The sequence below is a fragment of the Microbacterium sp. S1037 genome (genome assembly GCF_048381605.1).
Classification (GTDB): domain Bacteria; phylum Actinomycetota; class Actinomycetes; order Actinomycetales; family Microbacteriaceae; genus Microbacterium; species Microbacterium testaceum_B.
Genome location: NZ_JBLWIG010000002.1, coordinates 591033 through 609290, shown reverse-complemented (window position 1 = coordinate 609290; position 18258 = coordinate 591033). Strand labels below are relative to the sequence as shown.

The window sequence follows — 18258 nt, the reverse complement described above, 5'->3', positions numbered from 1 at the left end:
GAGGGATGGTCAGGACGCGATGAGCCGCTGGCGGTCCGCTTCCAGATCGCGCAGCCGCATTCCGAGGCGCCGACCTTCGTCGGTGTCGGCGGGCACGCGCTGCACCTCGCGCACGAGTTCGGCTTTCTCGCGCTCGATCTCGCGGACGAGAAGTCGACGCGAGAGGTCGTTGGCCGCGACGACCGCGCCTTCCTCGGTGCGAGCGGGGAACTCGGCCGTCAGCAGTTCGGCGGCGAGCGAGCGGAACGGCTCGCGAACCGCCTCGACCGCCGTCACGGCCCAGCCGGGTTGCGACAGATCGGTGGATGCCAGGGCGCTGCGCACGGCCTCGAGGGCGGGGTGGCCGAACGGCGTCTGCAGGGCACGGAGGAACAGCTCGGGCTCGATCCGGTGCCCGTACTGCAGGAACGCCATCATCGCGCCGCGCTCCAGGGCGACGTCACGGGTGTTGGGGAGCGAGGCGAGGGTGACCGAGATCGCCACGGGCGCCGGTTCCTGCCCCCTCGGCGCCTCGCGCTTCTCGGCCCGATCGGCGCCGCGCGCCGCTCGCTCGACCGCTGCCTGGACCTCGGGCATGTCGAGACCGAGGCGGCGGGCGAGCACCCTGACGTAGCCCGGGCGCAGCGCGGGATCGCGGATGTCGGCGACGATCGGGGCGGCGGCGCGAAGCGCCCCCGCGCGCCCTTCGACGCTCCCGAGGTCGAAGTCCTTCAGTCGCTGATCGATGACGAACTCGAACATCGGCGCTTTGGTGTCCATGAGGGCCCGCACGGCGCCGTCCCCGCGCTGGAGGCGCAGATCGCACGGGTCGAGACCCTCGGGAGCCACGGCGACGTACGTCTGGGCCGCGAAGCGCTTCTCGTCGGCGAAGGCGCGGAGCGCCGCCTTCTGGCCGGCGGCATCCGGATCGAAGGTGAACACCACCTCGCCCGACGAGCTGTCGTCGCCCATCACGCGGCGGAGCACGGTGATGTGGTCGCTGCCGAAGGCGGTTCCGCACGATGCGATCGCGGTGGTGACGCCCGCGAGGTGGCACGCCATGACGTCGGTGTACCCCTCGACCACGACGACTCGGTGCGAGCGCGAGATGTCGCGCTTCGCGAGGTCGAGACCGTACAACACCTGCGCCTTCTTGTAGATCGGCGTCTCGGGGGTGTTGAGGTACTTCGGTCCCTGGTCGTCGTCGTAGAGCTTGCGCGCGCCGAAGCCGATGACCTGACCGGTCACATCGCGGATGGGCCACACGAGCCGACCGCGGAACCGGTCGTAGACCCCGCGCTGTCCCTGCGACACGAGCCCCGCCTGGAGCAGCTCGTCGCGCGTGAACTTCTGTGCGAGGAGGTGGTCCATGAGGTGCGACCAGCCCTTCGGCGCGTAACCGACGCCGAAGTGCGCGGCGGCGCCGGCATCGAACCCGCGGTCGCCGAGGAAGCGCCGGCCCGTCTCGGCCTCGGGCGTCATGAGCTGCGCGCGGAAGAACTCGGCAGCCGCGGCGTTGGCGGCGTAGAGGCGCGAGCGCCCGGTCGTCTCGGGGGCGGGCCCGCCGTCTTCGTAGTGCAGTGTGTAGCCCGCGCGCGCGGCCATCCGCTCGACGGCCTCGGTGAACGAGACGTGGTCCATGGTGCGCAGGAACGAGTAGACGTCTCCCGACTCGCCGCACCCGAAGCAGTGGTAGTAGCCGACCTGCGGCCGCACGTGGAAACTCGGACTGCGCTCGTCGTGGAAGGGACACAGCCCCTTCATCGAGCCGACACCCGCCGACTTTAAAGCGACGCGCTCACCGACGACGTCGGCGATGTTGACCCGCGCCTTGACCTCGTCGATGTCGGACTGGCGGATACGGGCCATCAGGCATCCGCCCCGCGGGGCGCACGGGATCCGGGGGCCCAGACGCCGAGCTCGGCGGCATCCACTTCTCCCACCAGACGGTTGTGCCAGGCGATCGCGAGCTGGTCGGTCAGGCTCGCGACCTGATCGACGACGACCCGGCGGCGGGCGGTGTCGTCCGGCGCCGCGGCGAAGTCGGGTGCGTGGAGGGCGTCGAGCGCTCCCGGGTTCTCCCAGAGGGCGGATGCCAAGCGCTTGAGCACGTTCCGCTGCTCGCGGTAGAGAACCTTGCGGCCGTCGATCGAGACCACCGTCGCGCCGATGATGCCCTTGAGCACGGCCATCTCGGTCTCGACCTCGGCGGGCACGATGACGCGCGCGCGGTAGCGCGTCAGCTCGTCGGCCGGGTACGCCTCGCGCGTCGCCGACGTCGCGGCGCGCGCGAAGCGTCCGATGAGGTCGGAGGTGAGGTTCTTCAGCCGCGCGAGCGCGGGGCGCGTGCCGTCGAAGGAATGGATCCACTCGGGCATGGCCATGAGCCGATCGAGCCCCTGCGCGAGGTCGTCGCGCACGAAGTCGTATCCGACCCAGCGCTGGATCGCGTCGAGCAGCCCCTCGCGACCGACCCGGGATGCCAGGCGGGCGGGGTCGACGTACCGGTTGACGACGGCGTCTTCGAAATCGTGCACCGAGTACGCGATGTCGTCGGAGAGATCCATGACCTCTGCCTCGATGCAGCGCTGTCGGACGGGGGCTCCCCCGCGCATCCAGTGGAAGACCGGCTCATCGTCGGGGTAGACGCCGAACTTGAGACGCCCGCCCGGGTCGGGGACGGGCTCGTCGACCGTCCACGGGTATTTGCAGGTGGCGTCGAGGCTGGCGCGCGTCAGGTTGAGTCCGAACGGCTCACCGTCGGTGCCGAACACCTTCGGCTCGAGGCGCGTGAGGATGCGCAGCGTCTGCGCATTGCCCTCGAAGCCGCCGATGTCGGACGCCCAGTCGTTCAGCGCCCGCTCGCCGTTGTGGCCGAACGGGGGGTGACCGAGGTCGTGGCTGAGGCAGGCCGTGTCGACGACGTCGGGTGAGAGCTGCAGCGCGGTGGCGAGTTCGCGGCCCACTTGCGCGACCTCGAGCGAGTGCGTGAGGCGATTACGGGCGAAGTCGGCCGGGTTTGCGGGGCTCAGCACCTGCGTCTTCGCCGCGAGACGCCGGAGCGCGGCGGAGTGCAGCACGCGGGCGCGATCGCGCGCGAAGTCGTCGCGCTGCGAGCGGTGCTTCTCTTCGTGGAACCGGGCGGCATCGGCATCCGCGTACCCGAGGGGGCGGGCGGAGGACACCGTCACCTCAGCCGCCACTGTGGTGCAGCTCCGCTTCGGCGAGTTCGCGGCCGGCGGCGTCGCCGATCTCGCGCGAGTCCAGCCAGCCGTCGGGCAGCGCGGGACGCTTCGGCGTGCCCGCACGACCGCGCTGACCCTCGGCCGCTGCTCCCGGGTAGGGGGCGTCGAGCTCCATGGTCGCGAGCAGCTCGTCGATCTCGTCGAGGGTCGACGCGGTCGCAAGGCTCGCGCGCAGCTCACCGCCGACCGGGTATCCCTTGAAGTACCAGGCGACGTGCTTGCGGATGTCTCGGCATCCGCGGCCCTCGTCGTCGAAGAACTCGACGAGCAGTTCGGCGTGACGGCGGAAGGCTTTCGCGACGAAGCCGAGCGTGGCGTCGACCGGTTCGCCGTGGGCGGCGCCCGGCTGGCCCAGCGCTCGGGCGAGGTCGCCGAAGAGCCACGGGCGTCCGAGGCATCCGCGACCGACCACGACGCCGTCGCAGCCGGTCTCGGCCATCATGCGCGCGGCGTCGTCGGCCGACCAGATGTCTCCGTTGCCGAGGACCGGCACACTCGTGACGGTCTCTTTCAGCTTGGTGATCGCCGACCAGTCGGCGTGACCCGAGTAGAACTCGCTCGCGGTGCGCGCGTGCAGGGCGATGGACGCCACGCCCGCTCCCTCGGCGATGCGCCCGGCCTCGAGGTAGGTCAGGTGATCGGAGTCGATGCCCTTGCGCATCTTGACCGTGAGGGGCTTGTCGCCCGCCGCACGGACCGCGCGCTCGACGATCTCGCGGAACAGCGAGGTCTTCCACGGCAGAGCAGCGCCGCCTCCGCGACGGGTGACCTTCGGGACGGGGCAGCCGAAGTTCAGGTCGATGTGATCGGCGTGGTCTTCGTCGACGATCATGCGCACGGCCGCCTCGACGGTAGCCGGATCGACGCCGTACAGCTGGATCGAGCGCGGAGTCTCGGACTCGTGATGGCGAATCAGCCGCATGGTCGTGTCGTTGCGCTCGACGAGGGCGCGCGTCGTGATCATCTCGCTCACGTACAGCCCGGCACCGTACTCGCGACACAGGCGACGGAACGCCGTGTTCGTGATGCCGGCCATCGGAGCGAGGACGACGGGGGCGTCGAGCTCGATGTTGCCGATGCGGAGCGTCCGCGCCGGAGCCAATGCCGTGTTCACTGTCTCATTCTCCCAGACGTCGTGCGACAGCGGTGCCCGCTCCGGCCGGAGCCCGGGTGCGGACACCGCTGTGGAGGAAAAGTCAGGCGTCGGCGGTCGCGGATGCCTCGCGGCGCTCGCCCCACACCTGACGGGCGATCTGGCTGAACGCCTCGACCGGCTGCGCTCCACTCACCCCGTATTTGCCGTCGATCACGAAGAACGGCACGCCCGTGATCCCGAACTGCTGCGCCTGCTCCTGATCGGCACGGACCGCGGCACGGTAGCGCTGCGATGCGAGCGCCTCGCGGGCGGCATCCTCGTCGAGACCGACCTCCACCGCCAGAGCGACGAGGTCGTCGTCGCGACCCACGTGCTTGCCCTCGAGGAAGTACGCCGACATGAGTACCTCGGCCAGCTCCAGCTGCTTGCCGTTCTCCTTCGCGAAGTGCAGCAGCTCGTGCGCCTTGACGGTGTTGGTGTGCTGGAGGATGTCGAAGCGGTATGCCAGTCCCGCCTCGGCGGCGACGCCGGTGACGCGATCGAGCATCTCGCGTGCCTGGTCGGGAGAGATGCCCTTGTGCTGCGAGAGGTAGTCGACCTCGCCGCCGTGGAAGTCCTCGGGCGTGTCGGGCGAGAGCTCGAATGAGTGGTACTCGATCTCGACGACCGGGGCGTCGTCATCGTCGGCCGTGGCGGCCAGGCCGTTCTCGAGGTTCCGCTTGCCGATGTAGCACCAGGGGCAGGCGATGTCGCTCCACACGTCGATCTTGATGGCATCCGTCATATCGGGGAGAACCCTTCTGGTGAGCGATCTATTCCGATCGCGGTATTCATTTCCCGGTGGGGGTGTCGATCGCGCCGCCGAACCGTCGGTCGCGCGAGAGGTAGAGCCCGATGGCTTCCCACAGGTGCGTGCGACGGAAGTCGGGCCACAGCGTGTCGAGGAAGACCATCTCGGCGTACGCCGACTCCCAGAGCAGGAAGTTCGAGGTGCGCTGCTCGCCGCTGGAGCGGACGAAGAGGTCGACGTCGGGCATGTCGGGTTGGTAGAGGTTCTTGCGGATCAGCTTCTCGGTCACCGCCGACGGCTTGAGCCTGCCTGCGGCGATGTCGTCGCCGATGCGGCGCATGGCATCCACGATCTCCACGCGTCCGCCGTAGTTGACGCACATCGTCAGGGTCAGCACGTCGTTGCCCTCGGTGAGCCGTTCGGCGTGTTGCAGCTCCTTGATGACCGAGCCCCACAGGCGCGGCTTGCGCCCCGACCAGCGGATGCGCACGCCCCACTCGTTGAGCTGATCGCGGCGACGGTGCAGCACCTCGCGATTGAACCCCATGAGGAAGCGCACCTCGTCGGGCGAGCGCGACCAGTTCTCGGTCGAGAACGCGTAGACCGACAGGTGCTTGACCCCGGCCTGGATGGCGCCCGCGACCACATCGAGCAGAGCGGCCTCGCCGGCGCGGTGCCCTTCGACGCGCGTGAGCCCCTGACGGTTGGCCCAGCGGCCGTTCCCGTCCATGACGATCGCGACGTGCTCGGGAACCGACCCCTTCGGGTACGCGGGCGGGTACTCCCCCGTCCAGTCGAGGGGGCGGTACGGCACGGCATCGCGGTGCGTGAACGGCTTGGGCGTCATCGGTGCGTCTCCAGGTGCGAGAGGGAACGGATGCCACGCTCCAGATGGAACTGCGCGTACGCGGCCACGAGACCCGAGGCCGCCGAGATCGTGCGGCCCGGGGCGGCGTCGATGGTCTCCCACTCCCCCGCCATGAGGGCGCGGAGCATGTCGACCGTCTCACGCGCGACCCGGGGCGAGCCCGCGGGAGCGCACGTCGAACAGACCACGCCGCCGAGCTGGGCGAGGAAGTACGGGTGATCGCCGACCGTGCCGCAGCGCGCGCACTCGGTCAGCCCCGGCGCCCAGCCCGAGAGGGCCATCGCGCGCAGAAGGTAGGAGTCGAGGACGCTGCGCTCCGAGTGATCCCCCCGCGCGAGCGAACGCAGACCACCCACGAGCAGCAGGTACTGCTGAGGGGTGGCTTCGGCCTCGTTCAGTCGGTCGGCGGTTTCGACCATCGCGCTGGCGGTGGTGTACCGGTCGTAGTTGACGACGATGTCGGCTCCGTACGAGCCGAGCGACTCGGCCTGCTGCACGATGTCGAGGTTGCGCCCCTTGAACAGCTGCACGTCGGCGACCATGAAGGGCTCGAGGCGCGACCCGAACTTCGACGAGGTGCGGCGCACGCCCTTCGCGACCGCGCGGATCTTGCCGTTGCGGCGGCTGAGGAGGGTGAGGATGCGGTCCGCCTCCCCGAGCTTGTGGGTACGCAGGACCACGACTTCGTCGCGGTAGGTGGGCACAGTCCATTATCGGACCCGGATGCCGAGAGGCGGCGGTGCGCCGCGCCTCAGGTCGCGGGCGTCAGGGTGACGAGGACGCTGCTCGCCTCGCCGGGGACGTCGACGGACACGGTCGCGAGGTGGGCGCCGGCGGTGGGCAGTGGCATCCGTTCGATCTCTCCGGACAGGAAGGACCCGAACGCGACGACGCCGTCGGAGAGGAGAAGCGTTGCGGTGAGGACCTCGGCGAAACCGTCGACGGGCGCTGCGTCGATGCGGACGCGGAGCGTGACCTCTCCCGCCAGGTCGTCTCGGGTGGCGATCAGGATTGCCGTCGTCGTCGCCACGGCCGGTTCGTCGCCGGTCTCCCACTCCGGGAACTCGGCCGCGCCCGGGGAGAAGATCGCGACTTGCGCGTTGAGCGGGGTGACGCGGAGCTGTCGGTCCATGTCGGTCATCTTTCCGCAGGCGCGTCACCGAGGAAGGCGACGGTCTCGTCGAGGCCCATCGCTCGCCCGACGGTGAGGAGCCGGCCGCGCTGCACGACGTCGAGAGGTGCGTTCGCGTCGAGGAGTCTGTCGCAGAGCAGGTCGAGCGCGATTCCGGGCTCCGCGTGGTCGACCAGGTCGGTGACGTCGCGCAGCACCGCCGGATCCAGGATGCCGCCGAGGTCCACGCGGAGGGACGTGATCTCCGCGCTCGCCCATCGCGCTATTCCCGGCGCGTGGGCGTTCGTCTCGTCCGCAGACCCGAGGAGGCGGAGCTGTCCCACCACTTGCGGGCCTTCGTAGACGCGCAGGTGAGCGCCGGCGACCACCGCTTCGGAGCCCGGTGAGCCGGGGACGAGCACGCCGACCGTGCAGGGTGTCCACCGCATTGCCGAGGGCACGTGGGCAAGGTGGACGCGGATGCTGAATGCGTCGCGTTCCGACGCGCCGGCCGCGAGAACGGTGGCCGTCGGGAAGTAGTCCTCTCCTGTCGGGGGACCCGACCGCCGGCCGCCCGCGGTCGGCGGATGGAAGATGATCTCGCCGGCGAGGTCTGTCATCGGCGCTTCTTCTCGGTGGGTGCTGAGGCGGCGGAGACGCTCGTTCGTCGTGAGGCCGTCGGATGGTACGGCGCGGTCCGTCCACGTCCCGCCGCGCTGCACCCATTCCGATCGGAATCGGTCGACGGAGGTCGGCAGGGAGTCCTGGTAGCCCCACTCGACGCCGCAGCAGGGACAGTACTCATAGGTCGGGCAGCACCCATCGAGCCCCCACGGGGGATCGTCGGAGAAGTACCCGCAGACGCGGCACAGGTGCGCGGAAGGGACGGTCATCCGGGCAGCTCCCGAGCCGAGACGAGGCCGAGCGCAGGTCGGTCTGTCCGGCCGCCGGTCAACGCGTTCGCGAACGAGATACGGCCGTACGTGACGGAGTGCGCTGGGACCGCTCCTTCTCGGTCGATGGCGACCGGCGAACGCCCGCGGACACCGCAATCGTGACGACGATCATGGCGATGAAGGCGATCCCGACGCTCACGAGGGTGGGGGAAAAGTCGATCGGTCATCCTGTGGCGGGGTGTCGGAGATCAGGGACCGCGAGCGGGGTCGAATCACGCGAGACGAAGCAGGCTGTCGTAAACGGCGGTGCGCAGCGCATCGATCCTGCGGTTGTTCGCGATGTCCGGTGTGTTGCCGTCCATCAGGACGAAGTCGTTGAACGTGTTCATGCCGCCGTACATCGCGAGGCCGCGGTGGACGGCATCCCGGATGTCGCCGGCATCGCTCGCGTGACGCAGATCGCCCTCGAGGCGCGCGAAGAACTCCGCGTATCGCGCCGCCCCGACGGACTCCAAGACCTCCGCCAGCGCGGAGACCTGCGCGATCGCGTCGTCGACTAGTTGAGAGGCCATTGGTCCACCACCTGTACTCCCGGGATCTCCCAGGGCTTTTGAACGACGATCTGTTCGGTGCCGCCCATGTAGAGCCCACCTTGATTCGCCACGGTCCCCGTATGGATCTGTGTCCCCGCGGGGATGTGAACCGCGAACCCGGTGTCGAGAGGAGCCGGCGTACCGTCCGGCCACACCGGCGGGATCGCCTTGTCGATCCGGGTTTGGATGACGCCCACGGGGGGATCCGTCGAGAAGAACTGGCCCAGCGGGCTGCCTTGGGTCGAGCCGGCGCGATACAGGACGGTGTCCGCGTCGAGCACGGACGTCCGATACACGCCACCGGAGAACGTCTCGGCGAGGTTCGGCGGGAGAGTGTCGAGTTTCGTGATCGCGTTGCCGGCGGGGACGCGGTTGAGGGCGCCGGCGGTGACGGCGGACATGGTGGCGCCGGTGGCGGCGTTGGCGAGGAGGCCGCCGGGGGTGATGGGTTGGCCGCTGATGAGGTATTGGGCGGTGTTCTCGACCGCGCCTTGGGCGGCGTTGGCGCCGGTGCGGGCGAGGAGGCCGCCGGCGGCTCCGGCTCCGGGGATGAGCCCGAACGCACCGGTGAGGGCGACCTGTCCCCAGTTGACTTCGCCCGTGGTGGCCTTCTGGATGATGGTGTCGGCGCCGGCGCCGATGAGAGCGGCGCCGATGGGGCCGCCGACGCCGGTGGCGATCATGACGCCGCCGGCGATGACCATGGCGCCGCCGGCGACGTACTCCCAGTTCTCGTTCCACCATTCGCCGATGGCGTTGCCGGCGGTGGCGAGGGCGCCTTGGTGAGCGTTGGCGTAGGCGGTGAGTTGTTCGTCGGTGACGGGTTGGAGGCCGAGGGGGTCGACGGCGTGGAGGGGGTCGTTCCCGGCGAATGAGTAGGGGTTTGCTGACCAGGCGGCGCCGGCGGGTGCGGTGAGGGGGTCGGTGCTGAGGAATCCGCGGGTGGTGGGGTCGTAGGCGCGGGCGCCCATCCATTCGAGTCCAGCGACGTCGAGGCCACCGGCGGGGCTGATCGCGACGGTTCCCCCGCCGAGGGTGTTGGCGGTGGTGAGGGCGTCCCAGGGGTCGTCGGTGGTGGTGGTGCGGGTGCCGCGCCAACCGCCGGTGGTCCAGGTGTCACCGATGCCGGTGATCGCGCCGGGGGCATGGAACACGTCGGTGTCGCCGACCGAGAGGAGGGTGGCGGCGTAGGCGTCGGCGTCCCAGGTGAGGGGGGTTCCGTCGATCCGGTCGAGTTCGCCGAGCGCGTTCACGCGCAGGTCGGTGCGGCGCTCTTCGTCGGGGGTGTGTGCGGTGATCGCGCGTATCCACCCGCGGTCATCCCACGCGTACTCCGTCGCCCCGGTGGGGGTGGTTTCGCGGGTCCGGCGCCCCTGCCCGTCGTAGCGGTAGGTCGTGTCACCCTCGGGTGCGGTGAGGGTGAGGAGCTGCCCGGCGAGGTCGTACGCGAAGGAGCGTTCGGTGTCGTCGAGGGTTTCGCGGACCAGGCGTCCCGCGGTGTCGTACTCCCACGCATTCACGTGCCCGTCGGTGACGGCGGAGAGGAGTTGCCCGGCGTCGTCGTGCGTGTAACGGGTGGTGCCGTCGCGCCCGTCGATGGCGGTGATGCGGCCGTCGTCGTCACGGGTGATGCGGGTGATGGCGGCGCCATCCGCGTCGGTGCGGGTGTGCGCGACCGGATACCCGTCTTCGTATTCCCACGTCTGGAGACTGTCGCCGGCGCGGGCTTCGAGGATCCGACCGAATACGTCGCGCGTGTAGTGCACCGCGCCGAGGCGGGAGTGGTCGATGCGGCTGAGGTGCCCGGCGGCATCGCGCGCGTAATCGACCGTCACCCCGTCGGGGGTGATGAGGCGGATGCGGGCGCCGTCGGCGTCGTACTCCCAGCGGGTTGAGCGACCGTTGGTGGTGCGCTCGGCGAGACGATCCAGGCGAGTGAACCGGAGGGTGTGCGTGGTGGGTTCGTCTGTGGTGTGGTCGATGATCGTCGCCGTGCGCGCCCGCGCGTCGCGACGGATCTCGGTGACCCGCTTGCCGTTGACGGTGAGCCCGGACTCAAGGCCGGCGTCGTCGTACGACCACTCCGTCACGGTCCCGTCGGGGCTGGTCTGCCGGATCTGCCGCCCCGCCGCGTCGTACTCCGCGGTGGTGACGCGACCGAGCGGGTCGGTCTGCGAGGCGACCTTGTCCAGCTGCGTGTACGTGCGGGTGGTGACCCCGCCGGCGGGGTCGGTGATCGACACCACCCGCCCCCGCTCGTCGTAGCCGTACCGGGTGACCCCGCCGATCCCGTTGGTCGCGGCGACGAGCTGGCCGGCGGCGTCGTACGAGAAGCGACGGATGCCGAACCGCGCATCCTGCGCGAAGATCGGGCGCCCCACCTTGTCGTAACCGAAACGCGCAACCCCGGCCCCCGGAACTCGCTCGCGCACCACCCGACCGGCTACGTCGAATTCGATCTCAGCACGCTCCCCCGTGGGAAGCACCCGGGCGATCACGCGAGAGTCCGCGTCATACTCCAACGTGGTTCGCGCACCCAGGGCATCGATCGCCGCGACGGGACGACCGCACGCGTCGTACTCGTAGCGGGTCGTTCGCCCGGCAGGGGTGGTGATGGCGGTGACACGGCCCGCTCGGTCGCGTTCGAGGCGGGTCAGCCCGCCATCCGCGTTCAGCACCTCCACGGGACGACCACACGGGTCGTAGGTGATGAGCGACGCATCACCGGCGGCATCCTGGATCTTCTCCGGACGACCGAACGAGTCGTAGCGGACCGAGGTCTCTTCGAACGCGGTCTGGATCGTGCGGGTGGTGTCGGTCCGGGACGCCTCGGCCGACACACCGGTCGGATCCGTCGTCCGCGCCAGCTCCCCGACGGCGTCGTACTCGCGGGTCCATACCCCGCCTGCGGGGTCGGTGATCTCCCGCAGGCGCGAGAGGGCGTCGTGGGTGAAGTCCCACGCGGCCCCGTCGGGAAGGGTGACCGCGGTGACGTTGCCGAAGGAGTCGAAGGCCCGGTCGATCACCCGGCCGAGGGGGTCGGTGGTGCGGGTGAGTTGTCCGTGCGGACCGTACTCCAGCTCGGTGCGGGCGCCGAGCGGGTCGATGATCGCGGTGACGACGCCGCCGGGGCCGTGTTCGTATCGCCAGATCGCACCGTCGGGATCTTCGCGGGATGTCAGGGCGCCGGTGCCGTCGTACACGTACCGGGTCGCAGCCCCGAGCGGGGTGATCGCCTGGGTGACCCGACCGGTCGCGTCGCGCACCAGACGCGCCACCGCGCCGTCGGCGTTGCGCGTCGCGACCAGTTCCCCGTGCGCGTCGTAGTCGAAGCGGACGACGACACCCTCGGGGTCCTGCACCCGGCGGAGGAGTCCGTTCTCCCAGTCGAGTTCGGTGACGCCGCCGGCGGGGTCGGTGATGCGGGAGGGGTTGCGTTCCTGGTCGGTGGGGTAGTCGTAGGTGACGATGCCGCCGTCGGCGGTGACGACCGTGGTGACGCGGTCCTGGTCGTCGTACCCGTAGGTGATGTCGGCGCCGTCGGGGGTGACGGTGCGGGTCTTGCGTCCGCGGGTGTCGTAGGCGTGGACGGTGATCCGGCCTTCGCGGTCGGTGACCGAGACGAGGTTGCCGGTGGGGTCGTACGCCATCGACTGGCGGTTGCCGTCGGTGTCGATGATGCCGACGAGACGGCCCTTGCGGTCGGCGATCCACGTGTTCGCGTTCGACCCATCGGCGTCGGCGACCTCCGTCACCCGACCCGACAGGTAGGTGAAGCGGGTGTGACGCCCGAACTCCGTGGTCTGCTCCCGCACGCGCCGCTGCGTGTCGTACACGTTCGTGCACTCGATCACCCCGGCAGCCGAGACCACCTGGTCGATGAGGTCGTCGTCGTTCCACCGGTACGTCCGCGTCCCGGCGGGGCCGGTGACCGCGGTCAGGCGGTGGTCGTCGTCGTAGAGGTATTCGACGCGGCGCCCGTCGGAGGAGGTGACGGATGCCACGAGCCCGTCGACGTAGTCGACGTCGATGCGGCGGTTGCGGGAGTGCTCCAGGGCGACGATCGCCCCGGCGGCATCCCGGTGGACGGTGACGACGTTGCCGGCTCCGGCGCCGGCGCCGACCCAGTCGCCGCCGGTGGTGAACGCCCACCACGCCCCGGCGTTGTCCGTCACGAGCAGGCCCTCGGACAGGGCCAACCCGCGCGCGGCGAGGTCTTCCGCGCTGGCGCGGTTGAGCCAGTAGTTCTCCCCGGTCCCCCGGGCCCAGTCGCGCCCGTCCCGGCCGAAGACGATCTGCCGCCCGTCCGCCATCACGAATCGGGCGTCGTCCTCACCGAGCAGCAGGGTGGTGTCGAGGATCGAGGACCACCCGACGCCGAACACCCCGGCCCCGTCGTTGAGGGAGTTGTACATCCGGGTCAGCGACAGCAGTGCCGTCGCCGCGGGGAACGGGAGGTCGTTCTCCGGCTCGAGGAAGTTGCCCGTGGCGGAGTTGACGGGGTCGTTCACGAACCCCGTCGTCGGGGCCCCACCCCACGCCGTTGGGGGGTCGATGGTCAGATCCTGCCGGGTCGCGGACACCCCCGCCGCGGCCAGCGACGCCGCCAACGCGGCATCCGACACCGTCCCGATCCCCCCGTTCGTCCCCGCGTCCTCGAACGCCTGGGCGATCGTGTTCGCCCACGCCGTGTCATTCGCATTCGCGTCGAGCCACGCACGGAACCCCGACACCACGGGGCCGACGTCGATCCCCCCGAAATCGCACGTCGCCATGAACTGGCTCGCAGCCGACGACACTCGTCCGGGGTGAGCGGAGAGCTCCGCATCCAGGTTGGAGTTTCCCGTGGCGAAGGTCCGGAGGTTCTCGGGTCGGGCAGAGGACGTTCCGCCGCCGCCGCCCCCACCGGAGGCCGGCGTCTGCCGCGGTGAGGTCGGCACCGCGGAAGCGTTGAAGACCGGCGGTTCGATCTCGCCGCCCTGTGGCGGCGGCTCTTCACCGAAGATGTCGTCCCACGTCGCGTCCAGCCAGTTCGACCGCCGCGCCTCGACCCGGGCCTTCCACTCGCGTGCGCGCCTGCGGCGAGCGTTCTCCTCGCGCGCCGCATCGCTCAACCGTCCGATGAACGACGACACGTCCCGCAGCCGCGACGCGAGCTCGCGGGCATCGCTCGCGGCGGTCGTCGCGTTGGTCGCGAAGAGCTCGCTGAAGGCGCCCTGGAAGTCCTCCTTCGCGGTGGCGACGTACGACGCGCGTGACGCCGTCTGGCCTTCCACGGCAGCCGCCGCCGCGTTCGCGGCGGAGGCCACCGCGTCCGCCAGACCGAAGTCGTAGGTCAGATCCGGTGCCCCGTACACCTCGAGATCGACATCGCTCATCGAAACCCCCCACTGGTTCGGGCCGCCCAGAACACGCGGCGACCGCTCACGACCGCAAGAGCTTAGCCCCGGGTTCGTCGAAGCATCAGGGTCTTGTGGCAGGTTCTCATGCGTCCCTCATAAACCCAGATCGAGGGGCCGTTCCGTCCCAATAACCGCCTCCGCCGCCGCTCGTCAACACCTGGACACCTCCCGCGAGGTTGTTTATCGTCGTGTCGTCATGAACGGCGTGCAGTGGGTGCGCCGCGCGAAGCAAAAGGGGAAATGATGTCGCGCGTTCTTTCTACCGAGCAGGCCAAGTCGGCCATCCAGCAGATCCAGTCGATCGTGAACGGGGGCTTCACCGACCAGATCTCGCAGCTCGACGCCCAGGGCCGCATCCTGTCGGACCCGAACGTCTGGGACGGCCCCCTCGCCGCCCAGTTCCGCGGCTCCACCTGGCCCGAGACCAAGGCTGCGCTCGACAAGGCCAAGCAGGAGCTCGAAGAGCTGCGCACGCAGCTCAACTCCATCTCGCAGAACATCTTCTCGGCGGGTGGCGGCTCCTGAGCCTCCCCCACCGCGACGCGAGACGCCTCGCGTAAGAACCGGCTCGCGCCCCCACGACACGGGTGGCCGCGAGCCGGTTCTTTTCGTCGGGTCACGGAGAATGGATGCCGTGAACCCGCCCGTCTTCATCATCCCGCTGTGGGCCGACCTCACCGCGGTCGCATTGGGCGGAGTGCAGGGCGCCCTGTTCGCCTCGGGATTCCAGGGCCAGCGACGACTCGACCTCCTCGGCGTCGCGATCATCGGCATCCTGCTCGGAATGGGCGGCGGTCTCATCCGCGACCTGCTGCTCGGTCTCACCCCCGCGACTTTGCAGAACAACTGGTACCTGATCACCGCGACCGTTGCGGCCCTCGTCGGAATGCTCCTGTCGGGGCTGTTCCAGAGACTGAACCGCGCGATCGTCATGCTCGACGCGGTCGTCATCGGTCTGTTCGGCGTGTTCGGCACGAGTAAAGCGCTCGCCCTGGGGCTGCCGGCCGTTCCGGCGGTGTTCGTCGGCGTGCTCGCGGCCGTGGGCGGAAGCGTCCTGCGCGACGTGCTCATGGGCCTGCCCGTCGCCATCATGCACGTCGGCTCGCTCTACGCGGTCGCGGCGGGTGGCGGATGCGCAGTGGTGGCGACGGCGGCCGCGTTCGGCGTGCCCCTCCCCGTCGCGGCCGTGGTCGGCCTGGTGGTCACCACGATCGTCCGCGTCCTGGCCGTGATCTTCGATCTCTCGCTCCCCGAGCAGCGAAAGCTCTACCGCCGCAAGGTCGCGGTCGAGACGACCGGCATCCCGATCATCCGGACCGACGACGACGCGCCTCGATAGAACACGACCCTCGTCAGCGCGCCTCCACGCGCACCTCGTCGCCTTCTCGGATGATTCCGCCGCCCTCCGCGGGGAGGAGCACGATGCCGAGTGTCGGGGCGTCCTGCCCGAACTCGGTCGTCAACACACGGAGGAGCCGCGCGTCCCGTAGGCCGGAGTCGGGGTTGGCGGTGATCGCGGCGCACCGCTCGATCGGCTTCTGGACGTCGAAGACGACCTCGCCGATGCGTATCCGTCCCTGCCACCCCAGTTCCGCCCAGGCCGGCGAGCCCGACACGACGATGTTGGATCGGAAGCGGCGATCGTCGACGGGCGCCGACACCGCGGCATCCAGTTCTGCGACAGATGCTTCCCCGTGGAGGGAGATGTAGCCCTGCGGGCGGTCCTGGAAACGCGCGGTCCGACCGTCGCCGATGAGCCCGAGCGGTAGGACGCCCTCGGCGTCGAGGAGCCGTGCGTCGGAGGTCGAGCGGAGGTAGGTCGTGACGGCATCCGCGAGCCGGGCACGCCCCTGCTCACCGAGGTCGGTCTCGATGTCGACGTCGTCGACTCGTAGGCGCAGCGTCTGTTTCTCGTCGTTGTAGGTGAGCGCGATCCGCGCGAGGGTGGGGAAAGTCATGAGCGCGAGCCCGCGGCTCTTCGGGAATGTCGCGTCCTCCGGCTCGGTGGCATCGGCGAAGCGGAACACGAGAGCACGGTCGCCCTGGACGCGTCCGTCGTCCTGGATCACCAGGTGGGGACGGCGCTCAGGGGTGAAGCCTTTGACGGGGTAGCGGTAGAGGGCGGCGACGTGGGGCACGGCCTCATCCTCGCATTACTCGTCGGTGGGGAGGATGGTGCTCAGGATCCGAGCCACGTCCTCGGGATCGGCGAGACGGATCTCCGGCAGGTCGAGGAAGTGCCGCGCGATCGTGACCCCGAGGATGCTCGCGACCAGGACCGCAGCGCGCAGCGGAGCGTCATCCGTGGCCGCGACGGCGGTGAGTCGTTCGGCCCGACCCTGGAGGTGGGCGCTCATCGCGCGCGCGGCATCGGGCGAGGTGAGCATCGATCGCAGCAGCGCTCGCGTCGCGGGCGGAAGCTCGCGGAGACGGACGTCGAGCACGTCGGCGAGGTGCCCCGGGACGTCGTCGCCGTCGAGTTCGGCGACCGGGGTGACGGCGAGTTCGAAGAGTTCCTGCTTGCTGCCGAAGTGCTGCATCACGAGAGAGGGGTCGACTCCCGCTCGTCCGGCGATCGCTCGTATCGTCGCACCGTCCTTTCCCCGGTCGCCGAACTCACGACGCGCGGCGTCCAGGATGCGGTCGACGGTGGCCGCCCGACGTTCGGCCCGGGAAACAGGGGACTTCATGCTTTCACTCTACAAGCGATGAGCGAAGGCGTATCGTTTCTCTCAACACATGTTGAGTGGAGGATGCCATGGATCCGAAGGAAACGTCGAGGCACTCGTCGGTGCTGATCATCGGCGCGTCGCGGGGCCTCGGTCTCGCAATCGCGAGGCAGTACGCGGCGCGGGGAGCCCGAGTCATCGCGACAGCACGCGGCGAGAGCGCTCCAGCCCTCTCGGCGCTGCGGCACGATCACCCGGACACGGTCGAGATCGAACGCGTGGACGTCGACGATCCGGCGCAGATCGACGCGCTCGCGACGCGGCTCGGTGAGCGCACCGTCGACCTCCTGTTCGTCGTCGCCGGTGTCTCCCTCGCGCCGGTCGACGAGGCCGCGGCCGACATCTCGACCGAAGACTTCGTCCGCACGATGACGACGAACGCTCTCGGTGTCATGCGCACCGTCGAGCGTCTGGCGGACCGCGTGTCGCCGGGCGGCACGATCGCCGTCATGTCGTCGGGACAGGGAAGCGTGACCAACAACACGACGGGGGGATTCGAGGTCTACCGCGCTTCGAAAGCGGCACTGAACCAGCTCATGCGCAGCTACGCGGCACGTCGCGCTTCCGAGGGGCGGACGCTGCTGCTCCTCGCCCCGGGGTGGATTCGCACCGACATGGGCGGCGAGGGGGCCGGTCTCGAAATCGACGAAGCCGTCCCGCCGCTCGTCGACACGGTCGAAGCGCAGCGCGGCACGCCGGGACTTCGCTATCTCGACCGACACGGGGCGACCGTCGCCTGGTGACAAGGGCGCCCGCCCGCTCACGCCCGGGCGAGCACCTCGCCGTGCGGGAGGAGGATCCATCCGTCGGGGTGGGCGGCCCACTCGCGCCACGCGTCGGAGATGCGCTGGAGCTGGGCGTCGTCGGCGAGGCCGAGTCGGCGCGCGTGCCCGGCGAACGCCGACGCGAGCACGCGGTCGGCCCACATCCCGCCCCACCACGCGCGCTTCTCGGCGGTGTCGAAGACCCAGACGCTCGCGCTCGCCTCGATGCGGGTGAACCCGGCTTCGCGAGCCCACGCTTTGAGGCGCCGACCGGCGTCGGGCTCCCCCGACACCCCTCGGTGCACGCCGTGATAGATCTCGAGCCACTCATCCAGAGCGGGGATCACCGGATGCCAGATCACTCCGCCGTAATCCACGTCACGCACGGCCACGAGGCCCTCGGGGCCGGCGACACGACGGAACTCCCGTAGAGCGTCCACCGGGCGCGCCAGGTGCTGGAGCGTCTGGTGCGCGTGGACGATGTCGAAGGAGGCATCGGGGGCGTCGAGCGCGTACGCGTCGTCGACGCGGAACTCGACGTTCGTGCGCTCTGCGATCGCGGCGCGCGCGATCTCGACGACGTCGGGGGCGGCATCCACTCCGACCACCTGCCCCGGGAAGACCCGGTCGGCGAGGTCGACGGTGATGGTGCCGGGGCCGGCGCCCACATCCAGGATGCGAGCGCCGGCGAACAGCGAGGACACCAGGTAGGCCGCCGAATCGGCGACGGTCCGTACCGCGTGGGAACGCAGCACGCTCTCGTGGTGTCCGTGGGCGTAGGCCAC

At 70.0% G+C, this 18258-nt stretch carries 16 protein-coding genes; 3 read left to right on the top strand and 13 right to left on the bottom strand.

The window, feature by feature from the left end:
- Window positions 1–9: 9 nt before the first annotated feature.
- The 10 genes from dnaG to ACMW4R_RS13590 all read right to left on the bottom strand — a co-directional run bounded on the left by dnaG (window position 10) and on the right by ACMW4R_RS13590 (window position 13956).
- Window positions 10–1848, bottom strand: coding sequence for a DNA primase (gene dnaG, locus ACMW4R_RS13635; protein ID WP_418300158.1), 1839 nt, complete (start codon window positions 1846–1848; stop codon window positions 10–12).
- Window positions 1848–3170: a deoxyguanosinetriphosphate triphosphohydrolase gene (locus ACMW4R_RS13630; protein ID WP_241493654.1), complete on the bottom strand. Its 1323-nt coding sequence runs from the start codon at window positions 3168–3170 to the stop codon at window positions 1848–1850. The genes dnaG and ACMW4R_RS13630 overlap by 1 nt, the downstream gene beginning before the upstream one ends.
- Before the next feature lies 1 nt (window position 3171).
- Window positions 3172–4338 carry a tRNA dihydrouridine synthase DusB gene (gene dusB, locus ACMW4R_RS13625; protein WP_058613113.1) on the bottom strand — a complete coding sequence of 389 codons (1167 nt, stop codon included), beginning with the start codon at window positions 4336–4338 and terminating at the stop codon, window positions 3172–3174.
- Between the two features lie 82 nt (window positions 4339–4420).
- Window positions 4421–5104 carry a DsbA family oxidoreductase gene (locus ACMW4R_RS13620; RefSeq protein ID WP_058595605.1) on the bottom strand — a complete coding sequence of 228 codons (684 nt, stop codon included), beginning with the start codon at window positions 5102–5104 and terminating at the stop codon, window positions 4421–4423.
- Between the two features lie 46 nt (window positions 5105–5150).
- The gene (locus ACMW4R_RS13615; RefSeq protein WP_058595604.1) at window positions 5151–5957 is read right to left on the bottom strand and encodes an isoprenyl transferase; all 807 of its coding nucleotides are present in this window, start codon (window positions 5955–5957) and stop codon (window positions 5151–5153) included.
- Window positions 5954–6682: a DNA repair protein RecO gene (recO, locus tag ACMW4R_RS13610; RefSeq protein WP_058613112.1), complete on the bottom strand. Its 729-nt coding sequence runs from the start codon at window positions 6680–6682 to the stop codon at window positions 5954–5956. The genes ACMW4R_RS13615 and recO overlap by 4 nt, the downstream gene beginning before the upstream one ends.
- 47 nt (window positions 6683–6729) lie before the next feature.
- The gene (locus tag ACMW4R_RS13605) at window positions 6730–7110 is read right to left on the bottom strand and encodes a hypothetical protein (protein ID WP_153003277.1); all 381 of its coding nucleotides are present in this window, start codon (window positions 7108–7110) and stop codon (window positions 6730–6732) included.
- Between the two features lie 5 nt (window positions 7111–7115).
- Window positions 7116–7982, bottom strand: a complete 867-nt coding sequence (locus ACMW4R_RS13600) for a hypothetical protein (protein WP_058626790.1) — start codon at window positions 7980–7982, stop codon at window positions 7116–7118.
- 275 nt (window positions 7983–8257) lie between these two features.
- Window positions 8258–8557: a DUF6966 domain-containing protein gene (locus tag ACMW4R_RS13595; protein WP_058595600.1), complete on the bottom strand. Its 300-nt coding sequence runs from the start codon at window positions 8555–8557 to the stop codon at window positions 8258–8260.
- The gene (locus tag ACMW4R_RS13590; RefSeq protein ID WP_418300157.1) at window positions 8542–13956 is read right to left on the bottom strand and encodes a DUF6531 domain-containing protein; all 5415 of its coding nucleotides are present in this window, start codon (window positions 13954–13956) and stop codon (window positions 8542–8544) included. Before ACMW4R_RS13590 ends, ACMW4R_RS13595 begins: the two co-directional genes overlap by 16 nt.
- Window positions 13957–14223: 267 nt before the next feature.
- On the opposite strand from ACMW4R_RS13590, the gene ACMW4R_RS13585 reads away from it, so the two are divergent.
- Window positions 14224–14505, top strand: coding sequence for a pyrophosphorylase (locus ACMW4R_RS13585; RefSeq protein ID WP_081317249.1), 282 nt, complete (start codon window positions 14224–14226; stop codon window positions 14503–14505).
- 109 nt (window positions 14506–14614) lie between these two features.
- Window positions 14615–15319: a trimeric intracellular cation channel family protein gene (locus ACMW4R_RS13580; protein WP_153001388.1), complete on the top strand. Its 705-nt coding sequence runs from the start codon at window positions 14615–14617 to the stop codon at window positions 15317–15319.
- Between the two features lie 13 nt (window positions 15320–15332).
- Here ACMW4R_RS13580 and ACMW4R_RS13575 read toward each other — a convergent pair whose 3' ends face one another.
- Complete coding sequence (locus tag ACMW4R_RS13575; protein WP_418300156.1) at window positions 15333–16118, bottom strand: MOSC domain-containing protein; 786 nt, start codon at window positions 16116–16118, stop codon at window positions 15333–15335.
- A 15-nt stretch (window positions 16119–16133) separates the two neighbouring features.
- Window positions 16134–16670, bottom strand: coding sequence for a TetR/AcrR family transcriptional regulator (locus ACMW4R_RS13570; RefSeq protein WP_058595595.1), 537 nt, complete (start codon window positions 16668–16670; stop codon window positions 16134–16136).
- A gap of 68 nt (window positions 16671–16738) precedes the next feature.
- On the opposite strand from ACMW4R_RS13570, the gene ACMW4R_RS13565 reads away from it, so the two are divergent.
- Window positions 16739–17452 carry an SDR family NAD(P)-dependent oxidoreductase gene (locus tag ACMW4R_RS13565; RefSeq protein ID WP_058595594.1) on the top strand — a complete coding sequence of 238 codons (714 nt, stop codon included), beginning with the start codon at window positions 16739–16741 and terminating at the stop codon, window positions 17450–17452.
- A 17-nt stretch (window positions 17453–17469) separates the two neighbouring features.
- Here ACMW4R_RS13565 and ACMW4R_RS13560 read toward each other — a convergent pair whose 3' ends face one another.
- Entirely contained in the window at window positions 17470–18258 is a 789-nt protein-coding gene (locus ACMW4R_RS13560) for a methyltransferase domain-containing protein (protein WP_058613104.1), read from the bottom strand.

Bases quoted from the DNA above. Each gene is read 5' to 3' on its own strand.
- dnaG (WP_418300158.1), bottom strand. From the start codon at position 1,848: ATGGCCCGTATCCGCCAGTCCGACATCGACGAGGTCAAGGCGCGGGTC.
- ACMW4R_RS13620 (WP_058595605.1), bottom strand. From the start codon at position 5,104: ATGACGGATGCCATCAAGATCGACGTGTGGAGCGACATCGCCTGCCCC.
- ACMW4R_RS13615 (WP_058595604.1), bottom strand. From the start codon at position 5,957: ATGACGCCCAAGCCGTTCACGCACCGCGATGCCGTGCCGTACCGCCCC.
- ACMW4R_RS13605 (WP_153003277.1), bottom strand. From the start codon at position 7,110: ATGGACCGACAGCTCCGCGTCACCCCGCTCAACGCGCAAGTCGCGATC.
- ACMW4R_RS13600 (WP_058626790.1), bottom strand. From the start codon at position 7,982: ATGACCGTCCCTTCCGCGCACCTGTGCCGCGTCTGCGGGTACTTCTCC.
- ACMW4R_RS13595 (WP_058595600.1), bottom strand. From the start codon at position 8,557: ATGGCCTCTCAACTAGTCGACGACGCGATCGCGCAGGTCTCCGCGCTG.
- ACMW4R_RS13590 (WP_418300157.1), bottom strand. From the start codon at position 13,956: ATGAGCGATGTCGATCTCGAGGTGTACGGGGCACCGGATCTGACCTAC.
- ACMW4R_RS13585 (WP_081317249.1), top strand. From the start codon at position 14,224: ATGTCGCGCGTTCTTTCTACCGAGCAGGCCAAGTCGGCCATCCAGCAG.
- ACMW4R_RS13570 (WP_058595595.1), bottom strand. From the start codon at position 16,670: ATGAAGTCCCCTGTTTCCCGGGCCGAACGTCGGGCGGCCACCGTCGAC.
- ACMW4R_RS13565 (WP_058595594.1), top strand. From the start codon at position 16,739: ATGGATCCGAAGGAAACGTCGAGGCACTCGTCGGTGCTGATCATCGGC.